We start from the raw sequence: 586 nt of genomic DNA, 5'->3' as shown, positions 1-586 counted from the left end.
AGCAAATACCGGCTTTGTAGCTCATGGGAAATGTGCAGCAAAAGCTTTACTCGGAAATACATTAACTCCTAGTTCTCCGGTTGATAGTTCCATTGCAGCGGGGAAAGTTGGATTAGTTAAAGAATGGCAAGTACCAAATGGTTATTTGGTGGGTGGAATTATTGAGTTTACTTTATCGTCTAGTTCTGCGATGTCTTATAAAGTCAGAACAGTAGCTGCTAAAAGTACTACTGCCAATCTTCGTAGTAATCAAAATGCAATTGTGTCACCAGTTGGGACTCATCCGCGTGGTACTTGGAACTTTTCCAATATCGACGGCTTTGGTACTTCAGGTGGCTCTGCTGCTCTATATACTATCGGAGACGGCAATAAAAGTTTCTCCATAAATAATGGCCTTAATGACAACTTAATGACTAAAGACACTAGCTATACGCCTGGCGATGCTGTAGCAACTAATAAGGGGCATTATGGTGTTATTTACAAGGCGAATATCACTTTCAATAATCCAACTCAAGCCGATAAGACATTAAAGGTATATTTGACAGGTCGTGGAGGTCCATACGGCGGTGCTGTACGTTGGAACAAC

Annotated in this window: 1 protein-coding gene; it reads left to right on the top strand. The window is 41.5% G+C overall.

The window, feature by feature from the left end:
* The coding region (locus ACOMCU_RS28300) for a hypothetical protein (RefSeq protein WP_421052318.1) at window positions 1-586 on the top strand (586 nt) is incomplete at both ends.

Source organism: Lysinibacillus sp. UGB7, from assembly GCF_049058285.1.
Taxonomy (GTDB): Bacteria; Bacillota; Bacilli; order Bacillales_A; family Planococcaceae; genus Lysinibacillus; species Lysinibacillus sphaericus_B.
The sequence above is the reverse complement of the archived record's forward strand: the minus strand, read 5'-3'. Positions and strand labels throughout refer to the sequence as shown.